General features: G+C 46.9%; 7 protein-coding genes and 4 tRNA genes. 8 read left to right on the top strand and 3 right to left on the bottom strand.

Features of this window, described 5'->3' with window-relative positions; all coding sequences use genetic code 11:
- The first annotated feature begins 171 nt into the window (after positions 1-171).
- From WG89_RS22020 to WG89_RS22010, 3 genes are all read left to right on the top strand, one after another.
- The gene (locus tag WG89_RS22020; protein WP_062269850.1) at positions 172-2,010 is read left to right on the top strand and encodes a carotenoid oxygenase family protein; all 1,839 of its coding nucleotides are present in this window, start codon (positions 172-174) and stop codon (positions 2,008-2,010) included.
- A 77-nt stretch (positions 2,011-2,087) separates the two neighbouring features.
- On the top strand, positions 2,088-3,701 hold the full coding sequence (locus tag WG89_RS22015) for a D-arabinono-1,4-lactone oxidase (protein ID WP_062269848.1): 1,614 nt from the start codon (positions 2,088-2,090) through the stop codon (positions 3,699-3,701).
- Between the two features lie 89 nt (positions 3,702-3,790).
- Complete coding sequence (locus tag WG89_RS22010) at positions 3,791-4,819, top strand: hypothetical protein (protein ID WP_062269846.1); 1,029 nt, start codon at positions 3,791-3,793, stop codon at positions 4,817-4,819.
- Positions 4,820-4,916: 97 nt separating this feature from the next.
- Here WG89_RS22010 and WG89_RS22005 read toward each other — a convergent pair whose 3' ends face one another.
- Positions 4,917-6,323, bottom strand: coding sequence for an alpha-amylase family protein (locus WG89_RS22005; RefSeq protein ID WP_062269845.1), 1,407 nt, complete (start codon positions 6,321-6,323; stop codon positions 4,917-4,919).
- Positions 6,324-6,735: 412 nt separating this feature from the next.
- A complete protein-coding gene (locus WG89_RS21995; RefSeq protein ID WP_062269840.1) occupies positions 6,736-7,584 on the bottom strand; it encodes a nucleoside-specific channel-forming Tsx family protein in 849 nt (282 codons plus the stop codon).
- A gap of 284 nt (positions 7,585-7,868) precedes the next feature.
- On the opposite strand from WG89_RS21995, the gene WG89_RS21990 reads away from it, so the two are divergent.
- The 5 genes from WG89_RS21990 (at position 7,869) to WG89_RS21970 (ending at position 8,831) form a co-directional block, all read left to right on the top strand.
- Positions 7,869-7,945: transfer RNA gene (locus WG89_RS21990), tRNA-Pro, on the top strand.
- A 42-nt stretch (positions 7,946-7,987) separates the two neighbouring features.
- Positions 7,988-8,064, top strand: a tRNA-Pro gene (locus WG89_RS21985).
- A 42-nt stretch (positions 8,065-8,106) separates the two neighbouring features.
- Positions 8,107-8,183, top strand: a tRNA-Pro gene (locus WG89_RS21980).
- A gap of 42 nt (positions 8,184-8,225) precedes the next feature.
- A tRNA-Pro gene (locus WG89_RS21975) sits at positions 8,226-8,302 on the top strand.
- Positions 8,303-8,429: 127 nt separating this feature from the next.
- Entirely contained in the window at positions 8,430-8,831 is a 402-nt protein-coding gene (locus WG89_RS21970; protein WP_079253981.1) for a DUF21 domain-containing protein, read from the top strand.
- Positions 8,832-8,859: 28 nt separating this feature from the next.
- On the opposite strand, the gene WG89_RS31310 is transcribed toward WG89_RS21970, so the two are convergent.
- On the bottom strand, positions 8,860-9,054 hold a 195-nt coding region (locus WG89_RS31310), incomplete at its 5' end, for a hypothetical protein (RefSeq protein ID WP_216638507.1).

Here is a 9,054-nt window from a genome sequence, read left to right as displayed (position 1 = left end):
ATATTGTTGAGCAGGTTTTATATGTGGAGTTAAAAGTATCGGAGCAGTTGTAAATCAGTGTGTAGAATAAGGCTTTTGGCTTAATTCCGGTTATTCTTCGGTCTTTACGTTTGATTTAGCCTCAGGGCGTGATCTTTTTAAATCTACTGATTGGATTGAGCGTAATTAATTATGGATCGCAGATCATTTCTAAAAGGGGTTGCAGGTACTGCATTGATACCGGCAGCCAACCTGGTTCATGCCAGTGAAAGTTCTTCTTTTCCTGTCCAGATCATGCAAGCGAGTATGGAACCTTCCTCAGGAAAGCTGGATTTATTATACGGACAACTGCCGCCAGATATCTTTGGTCATGTATTTATGGCTGAAGGCATTTCTCTTGAGCCCGGACATTTGAGCCCAAATGGGCGAGGAGCATTGGTTCGTTTTGATTTTAACAATCAAAGTGTTTCTTTCACCCGAAAGATGATTGATACCCCTGCGGCCTTGATGCAGGACCGTGTTGATTACTGGGCAGATCGCTTCCGTTTATTAGGTGGGTTAACCTACTACAGTCCCAGTATGGGTTTTGCTGATTATTGCAATACCGCCCCTAATTACCTTGGAGATAATCGATTTGCCTTGAGTTATGAGGGAGGGGTTCCCTATGAGTTTGATGGCGTCAGTCTTGATTTGGTAACGCCTATTGGTCATTACGAAGAATGGGAAAGCAGTCTTCCATCCTGGATGAATACCCTGACGCCCGATAAATGGTTATTTCCACAAGTAAGAACGACAGGTCACCCATACTTTGATCTTGAATCCAATGATTGTTTTACCATTAATTATGGCGGGAATATTTCAAGTCTAGGGGTAAGGCATGGATTTATACGACTCCTTAAGTGGGATAAAGAAGGTCCTTTGAAAGGCTGGAACGTTATTGGTCGTGATGGCAAAGCGGCTTTTATTAAAGCGACAGCTCACTCTCTGGGAGTAACCCGCAATCATATTCTTGTTTTTGAAACGGCTGCTCAAGTTGAACCTCTGCGGATGATTGGCATTCGTTCTGTTGACGCGCAAAAGCATCGAACACCGATCTGGATTATTAGAAAGAAAGACCTGATTGAAGGGAAAGACACAGTCATGGCTGATTATCTGGAGTTGGACTTTGATACCTCTGATACCATGTGCAATTACGATGATCATGACAATGAAATCACGCTCTATGGTCAATACCTGGGGGCTATGGATAAGTCAGAGGCCCAGTACTTCTGGGACAAACTGCACTTTGGGGGGCGGGTTAAAAAAACGATTGCAGGTTATCCGGCTGCGCCCGTTGATGCAGGAGGGCTGATAAGGGCTAGAATTCAGGTCTTGCCAGAGGGGGCCAGAGAGATCCGGGATGACTTCAGACTGATCCGGGATGACCAGCTGTTCTGGGATATGAATGACCCCGCCTATCGTGGACACTTCCAGTTTCCGGAAACGTTTGAACACATCTATTGGGCAGCAGTCGGGTATAGAGCCGGTCATGTAGTCAAGCGGGTAGCCGATGCTTATGAGGATTACCCCAATCGATTCTATAACAATCAGAGTCTCCCTGACTTTGATCAGCCTTCTGCTCTTATTCATCTCGATTGTAATCGTATGAAGGTGACTGACGTCTATCAGTTCCCTGAAGATTGTGTCATGAGAACCCCTCAGTTTATGGCCAGACACGGTTCTACGGCTCAGGACGATGGCTATATCTTTACGGCAGTTGTGCGTAAATATCCAACACAGAATACCGGCAATGGCAAAGAAATCTGGGTGTTTGATGCCGGTAATCTGGATCAGGGACCCATCGCTATTCTGGGCAGTGCCGATCTTAATTTTGGTACTACCAATCATGCACTCTGGGTGCCGCAGATAGGTCCCAGACCTTCCGACAGATATAAGGCAAATGTGTCTGATTTCTTCCGTTCAAGACTGGACATGCATCGAAGTCAGGTCAGAACAGTTCTGGAGCAGGAGATTCTCCCCCGTTTTGGTTAATAAAAAATGTTTGTGAGTAAGGAAGTACTCATGAATTCGGTCCTGACATGCATTTCTCAACAGCAAGGAAAAAAATAATGAGAAAGACGAAGTGGGCACTGTTAACAGTTTTATTGGGGTCTGCCCTGGGTACGGGTTTTGTCCTGCAATCCAGTGAGCAGGAGAGAACGATATCCAATTATCAGGGGACTTATACCTGCCATCCCGGTGAGATTTATGATCCCTCAACCATTGAAGAAGTCCAGACTGTAGTCTCTGATGCCCTGTCTCATGACAAGAAAGTCATGACGGGTAATCGCAAATTTGCCAGTCAGATTGATGCCGCTTGTGCCGGTGATGGGCAGGTTCAAATTACCCTGAAAAACATGAATCAGGTAACCCATCTGGATAAAGCCAAAAAGCAGGTGACTGTTCAGGCGGGAATGCGCTTTAACGATCTGAATGACTATCTGAGACCTCAGGGCCTGGCCGTGAACATGGTGACGGAGCTGGCTACATTCACCATTGGTGGCATGCTGGGAAGCGGCACCCACGGTTCAACATTGCAGAAGCCCAGCAATATGCTGGCGGATTATGTCACCGGGATAAAGCTGGTGGATGGCAAAGGAGATGTCAGAGTTTTATCAGGTGATCTTCTGGATGCTGCAAGGGTTAATCTGGGCGTACTTGGCGTGGTGGTTGAAGTGACACTGCAACTGGAGGATGCTTTTAAAATCAGGGCTGATGTTGAAGGTTATCGTAACGACTCCAACCTGGAAGAAGTCGTCCTGGATATTGCCCGAAACAATTATTCAGCTAACATTGCCTGGTTTCCCGGTTTAGGCCGATATACGACCACGCTCTATAATCCGGTTCCTCTGGATACACCAGGTAATGCCTATAATGCCCAGGCTGATGTGTCCGATGCTGAAGAGTTCTTCTTTGGTCTGTTGTTCAATGCTGCTCATGAATTGCCTGGAAGCGCAGTTCAGTGTCTGGCTGCTTTTGCCCGTTATTCGAGCCGTTCGAAGTCCTATTTTCGTGATATCAATACCGGAAAAAGAATCAAAAATGAGCCTGTTGGCTTCTCTGATCAGATGCAGTATTTCAAGTGCAAGGACCCTGACAGCTGTATCTGGGATCGTCTACCCATTGCTCTCCAGGAAGTGGCCATTGATATCGAACGCCTGCCCGACTGGATTCGTGATGTGCGCAGGATTGTTGATGAGCATCCCAAAACCTGCTTCCCATTGAATGGTATTTACTTCAGATTCGGAAAGTCATCCAAGAGTTACCTGGGTATGAGCGCGGACAGAGAAACTGCGTTCGTTGGTATCGAGTACACCCTGCGAAAAAGAGGGGAAAAAGAGCCCAAGAACTACTTTGTGAATCTTGAGATTGAGCAGATGTCCCTTCGCAAGTATGGGGCTCGTCCTCACTGGGGTAAGAACTCGGTCGCCATTTTTGAAAATATGCCTTCACGATTCGATAACTGGCAGAACTTTCTGCAGGCCAAGAATGAGCTGGACCCCTACAACGTCTTTACTAACCCGTTCTGGGAAAGAGTCAGCGGCGAAGTCTCTCTGGATGACTATCTGACTCCAGGTTGTAATGCCCGGGGTGAGTGTTATTGCGAGGCTGATGAACACTGTGAGTCCGGAAAGAGCTGTCAGCCAGGTCTGTATTTCACTGATGCCCGAATCTGTCGCTGATCTCTGAATGTTTCATGGTGGCACTGGTTGAAGGGCTGCCATGAAGCATAGTGGGATTTTCCAACTTATATCTCAGGAAAGGATGCGCAATGAGATTATTACGAGTTATCGGGCTTTTGTTGGTTTTTGTATTTCCAGCCCATGCAACAGAACTTACGGATATTCGTCCACATGAGCCCAATAGCAAACCCTGGAGTGAACAATGGTTTTACTACATCAATGATCCCAGTGTGGGGTATTTCAAAATCAGTGTGCAGACTTATCTGACTGCAGATGCCAGCAATCAGAAAGAAAAAGCCTATTTGCATTTTGCTTATGCGCCTGTTGGTGGTACGAAAAAGGTCTTTGATTATTTCTATGAGGAAGTGAATCTTCAGGGCGATGGCAGTACTGGAGACTTTTTGTTCGAAGTGCCAGATGTCATCAGGGTTGATCAGGAAAGTGTCAGGCTGGCCACAAATGATTTTCTCTTTGATATGAAATTCACCGGTGATCACAGACATTACTGGAGTGGCCGAAATCCCGGGCGTAACCCCTTTGGTTTGATCGGTGATTTACCAGGACTGAAGACAGATTACTTTGTTTACACCATGGGGACTGAGACCCGATATCAATTCACTATGAGTGATATTGAGCATGCTGGCACAGCGGTGACTTATCTCGATAAAGGCTGGTATGAGGAGTACAAAAGTCAGGGCTTTGTTTTCATCGGAGGCTTTCTGCCAGAAGCACAATTGATGATGACTGGAGGTTATCCTCAAACGTTCCCTCTGGAAATGTGGGTTGGTCGTTTTCTGTCAGAACAGGAGGATATTCTTATCCGGCCTTCCGTAGTGGGGCTGAGCGCCCGCAAAGAGTCTGATGCCTGTCGGGGCTATTTTAACATTGAGATCAAAAAGCCAGGTAAAAAAGTTGAAGTTGACGCCGAGGCTGACCCTGCCAGCTTTTACCGTTCAACCATGCCTTCTATGGAAATTCTAGGAGCTCCCAAGCCTGTTATGAAATCCATGAATGCCCGTATTACCGTAAAAGTCTTCAGGTGGGGAAAGTTAGTTGAAGAGGTTCTGTTTCCCCAGGGATTACTGGAATTCAGTGGTGATGAAATTTGTGAAGCTTAAATCCGGGCGTTTGGCGAAAAGAAAAAGGATGAAGGGATAGAAGGCTATGGTAGCTTTTCAAAGGCCTCCCTGTGTTTAGCAGGGAGGCTCAGAATGATTATTGCTCAAGCCACAGACGAGCGGACCGGGCAGGAACATAGAAGTCATGCCAGCGACTGGAAATATTCCTGACATCACCGCTGATCACGTCTTTATAGTCTTTAAACCAGTTCAATTCATAATGTTGGGTATCAACCCAGTAGTTTGAGCCCTGGTCACATTTATTAATTGCCACTACGCCTTTCTTGCCCCGTTTGAAAATAATCAGGCAATCGGTTGCACCAATGATCTGCATAGCTTCACCACGGGTAGCGTTATGGAAACGGATCATTTCTGGCAGATTACTTTTCTTATGAGCGTCTACCCAGCGGTTGTTGTCATTACTCTCGTTATGATCGGAATACACCAATGGTGAGCCACCATCCCTGCCTAGCAGGTAGGCGTAGGCCAGCTGTTCATCCTTCTCATTCATGATCAGGTTTCGAAAACCTTCATTATTGGGAATGTCATGGGTCACGGTAAAAGTAATGGCTTTGTCATTCTGAAGGGCCTGACCGAAGGCCAGAGGATCGACCAGTTGTTTCAGGCTGCCATTAAAGGCGAAGGCTTTCCGCAATGTGGCAAACAGAGGGAAATCATAGGCTCCATGACCTGTACCCCGCAAATAAGGTGTAAGAAATGCGTCGTATTCCCGTGTGCCTGCACCACCAGAGGTAATGATTTCTCCAAACACATGCATCCCTGATTTTATCGAGGTTGTGAATACGGCATTGATGTGATGATTGGTCATGTGTTTTGCGGCATCAACCCTAAATCCTTTGACGCCCAGATCTTTTAAAGCGTTCAGGTAGCTTCTTTGCTGGGAAATGACCCAGCTGTTGTCATTCAGATCAGGCAGGCCGGAGTCGCCGTCGGGACCGCAAAGACGCAGGTGTTGTACCTGCCATACGTCGTTGTAGTCGGTAATGCAGCCTGGGCTGTGGAAGTCGCTGGCAGAGAACAGGTTAACACCGGTTTTTCCAAACAGGCGATTGGCTGCAGTGGCCTCAGGGTTAGCTTGATACTCAGAGAGTACTTTTTGACCCGGGTAATTCAGGTCGCTGCGAATGGCTGCTTCATTGGCCATATGATTCAGTACAATATCGGCGTATACCCTGACATTGCGCTGTTTGAGCTGGTCTATCATCCGGACAAAATCCGCTTTATTGCCCAGGGGGTTGTCCAGTACTCGATAATCCTGCGGCTGATATCTTGCCCACCATTGGTCACCGGTACTTCTCAGGGGAGGAGATACCAGTACCACCGAGTAGCCGAGCTCAGAAATCTCTTCGGCCCTGTCCGCGACTTCAGAATACTTCCAGTTGAAGGCATGCAATATGACATCGGATTGTGCCGAAGGGGTTGAAAGCAGACCCAGGCTCACTAACAGTGAGGAGAGTATGAGCTTATATTTATTGATATTCATACTGTTTTATTCATTTTGGAAGAGGCCTTCAGATGGTCAGGCATCTGAATAAAGGCTTAAGTCCCGTCAAGCCTGCTGCCTCCTGGGTTGTGCTTGATTTCTATCCCGGAAATGCGTTTTTTGAAAAGTCTGCCATCTCCAAGGAAGATGAAAGACGATCTCTGTCGCTCATGATTCGCTGTTTATACGGAATTAGTTTATTGGAGTTGGGATCAACCTGAGCGTACTTTTTTAGCCATAGTGACACTCTGATGACAAAAGGTAAAATATTGTTTTTTATAGTTATTTTTAAGTTTTTTGCCTTATTTTCCAGAGAGGCCCCTGGTATCAGGAGACTGGGCGTTGAGCAGAAGGGGGGATAAATTTCTGAAACTGAATGGAATGACATTCAGTTTCAGAAAAAGGAGTGAGATTAGAATTTATAAGTGACAGCAACGTAATGACTGATGCCTGTGGACTCGAGTTTTTTGGAATCTTTGATCAGGTAGACATCTTTATACAGTTTGAATCCGTAGCCTGCCGCCCAGCGTTCAGAATGCCAGTAAAAGCCGTTAAACATTACGCCACCACTGGTAGCCTGTTCATTTCCCTTGAATGTATCTTTGGCACCAAACTGGTAATCAATGTAACCCTGATAGGCAATAAAGCTATTGTTTTCAAAGTGGATGAAGGGTTTAAACCAGTTGGTTGAGATCTGATACCCGTTCCAGGCTTTATTGTTCAGCTCGTAAAGCCCATAGAGGTTGACGCCTACCTTGCCAAACCAGGGCACCATGACATCAGCACCAATACCCCAGAAGGAATTGTTGACGTCTATGCTCTCCACTACCTTTCCCTGTGAATCGGTGTAGTTCGCGCCTCCGCCACCCCAATTAAAGAGGGTTGAAAAGTAGAGCTCCTGAACCGGACCAAAGGAAAAATCCTTCCCGAAGATAGCATCCAGAGAAAATCGCGGCTGGAGCTTCACAAAAGTTTTTGAAGAGCCTTTCTTGTCACTGTTATCACTGTTGGTCAGGTTAAAGATGTCCACATAGCCATAGAGGTCAAAAAATCCGGATCTCCCTCCAAACTCCATCTCAAGATAGTCATGACCGGAGTTGGCATCCTTGGGTCTCGGAAGCTCTTTGTAGGCATACATCAGATTAAACTGCAGCCATTTATAGTCGTTCTTGTGAATATCATCCGAGTAATCCGCTGCAGGGGCTACTGTGGCAGCAACGGTTAAAGCGGAAGTCAGGGAGAGAGTCTGAAGATACTTCATGGTCAGAGTCCTGGGCAGAGCGAAGGAAATTCACGCTGAAAACCCTGAAAAGGTTAGACCAGAATCCGGAGAGCGCAGGTTCCTGCTTTCATACCCATTAAATTGTTTGAGTGATCCATGACTTTAATACCAGCGTAAAGCATGCAGGCGCTGAGCTAATACGAATGTGGCTATTTTTTATCCACTTATAGCTATGTGGCAAATACTTTTGTCAAAGCCGAATCATTTTGGTAGATTAGCCGCCGTTCCGTGACGAGGGCAGCAGAGCCAGTCACCGGGAAAGACGGGGTATAGCGCAGTCTGGTAGCGCGCCTGCTTTGGGAGCAGGATGTCGGGAGTTCGAATCTCTCTACCCCGACCACTTTCCAACAGAAGCATCATGGCTTTTGGATACAAGATACATCGGGGTATAGCGCAGTCTGGTAGCGCGCCTGCTTTGGGAGCAGGATGTCGGGAGTTCGAATCTCTCTACCCCGACCACTTTTCAACAGAAGCATTATGGCTTCTGGATACAAGATACATCGGGGTATAGCGCAGTCTGGTAGCGCGCCTGCTTTGGGAGCAGGATGTCGGGAGTTCGAATCTCTCTACCCCGACCACTTTTCAACAGAAGCATCATGGCTTCTGGATACAAGATACATCGGGGTATAGCGCAGTCTGGTAGCGCGCCTGCTTTGGGAGCAGGATGTCGGGAGTTCGAATCTCTCTACCCCGACCATATTCACTCCGCATAAATCCCCTCTGAATCCAGTATCAATACTTTGTAAATTTTGTTCATTTCGTATCGTATTCAGACAGTTAATGTCTGTAGAATATACGCCTGTGTTTATCTATCGGAGTCTTAAGTGGTTACGCTCGTTGCGTATGTTCTTGTCGCCCTTGGCGTCTCTTTCCTCTGCTCGGTTTTTGAAGCCGTTCTTCTCAGTATTTCACCTGCTTATGTCGTCAGCCTTGAGCAAAAGGGCAGTCGTTGGGCTCCGCTTGTTCGTTCAATGCACGACAGTATCGACAGGCCTCTGGCCGCGATTCTGACCCTGAACACCATTGCTCATACTATTGGTGCAGCGGGAGCGGGTGCTCAGGCTACAAAAGTGTTTGGTGATGCCTACCTGGGTGTTTTCTCGGCAGTACTGACACTGCTGATTCTGTTGCTATCCGAGATTATTCCAAAAACCATTGGAGCGACCTGGTGGCAGCGACTGGTGCCTGTTATGGCGGTCAGTGAGTATTTTCCAATTGAAAAATGAGCCTGAAGAAGAGTGCATGACTCCGGCCTCAGGCTGGTCGTTCATAGATGACTGTTAGTAAGTTCTCTCTGGCGTTTTGAAGCCTTCGTGCCGCTTCATTATCGGTCATGACATGCGCTTTCGCCTCCAAACTTTTCAGGGTGACTCCGCTCTTCAAGTATTGCTGGGCATCTTGCAGAGAAACAAACTTTTCATAGGGCGTCATCATATCTTCGTAACGGTA

The organism is Endozoicomonas arenosclerae (genome assembly GCF_001562015.1).
Taxonomy (GTDB): Bacteria; Pseudomonadota; Gammaproteobacteria; order Pseudomonadales; family Endozoicomonadaceae; genus Endozoicomonas_A; species Endozoicomonas_A arenosclerae.
Note: the sequence above shows the minus strand (reverse complement) of the source record. Positions and strands in the feature narration are given on the sequence as shown.

Bases quoted from the DNA above. Each gene is read 5' to 3' on its own strand.
- WG89_RS22020 (WP_062269850.1), top strand. From the start codon at position 172: ATGGATCGCAGATCATTTCTAAAAGGGGTTGCAGGTACTGCATTGATA.
- WG89_RS22015 (WP_062269848.1), top strand. From the start codon at position 2,088: ATGAGAAAGACGAAGTGGGCACTGTTAACAGTTTTATTGGGGTCTGCC.
- WG89_RS22010 (WP_062269846.1), top strand. From the start codon at position 3,791: ATGAGATTATTACGAGTTATCGGGCTTTTGTTGGTTTTTGTATTTCCA.
- WG89_RS22005 (WP_062269845.1), bottom strand. From the start codon at position 6,323: ATGAATATCAATAAATATAAGCTCATACTCTCCTCACTGTTAGTGAGC.
- WG89_RS21995 (WP_062269840.1), bottom strand. From the start codon at position 7,584: ATGAAGTATCTTCAGACTCTCTCCCTGACTTCCGCTTTAACCGTTGCT.